General features: G+C 47.6%; 1 protein-coding gene. It reads left to right on the top strand.

What is annotated here, in order from left to right; all coding sequences use genetic code 11:
* Positions 1-644 (top strand): D-alanyl-D-alanine carboxypeptidase family protein (locus ACTHUM_RS16990; RefSeq protein ID WP_440403554.1); only part of this gene is annotated, 644 nt, incomplete at its 5' end.
* Positions 645-674: the final 30 nt, after the last annotated feature.

Raw genomic sequence — 674 nt, 5'->3', positions numbered from 1 at the left:
TTTCAACCGTTGGCGACTTGGCCATTTTGGCAGCCGCGCTGATCAATGACTATCCGAAATACTATCCTTTGTTTGCAAACAAATCTTTCAAATACAATAATATCGAACAGCCCAACCGCAACCTCCTGCTCTATCGCGACAGCAGTATCGATGGTTTGAAAACCGGCTATAGCGAAGGCGCAGGCTACCATCTCGCCGCTTCCAGCAAACGCAACAACCGCCGTATTGTTTCCATCCTTGCCGGTGCCGAATCCACCGAAGCGCGCGCCAGCGAAAGCAGCAAACTGCTCAACTGGTCATTGCAGGCATTTGATACGCCTAAACTTTACAACGGCGGAGAAGTGATTTCCCAAGTCAAAGTTTACAAAGGCAGTACCAAAGCCGTAGATATCGGTTTCTTGGACGATGTTTACATTACCATTCCCCACGATACCGGCAAAAACGTCAAACCTATTTTAGAAACGCTTCAGCCCGTCCTCGCCCCGATTGAAAAAGGCCAAGTATTGGGCAAACTGAAAGTCATGAAAGACGGCAAAATCATTGCCGAAAAAGACGTCGTTGCCCTAACCGGTGTTGAAGAAGGCAGCTGGTTGCGCCGTATGTGGGACGCGATTGTGTTGTGGTTTAAAGGTTTATTCAGTTAATCCTCTTGCTATGAAAACATACATAAAGGC

Source organism: Neisseria sp. P0021.S006, assembly GCF_051956895.1.
This window is presented reverse-complemented; position numbering and strand designations above follow the sequence as displayed.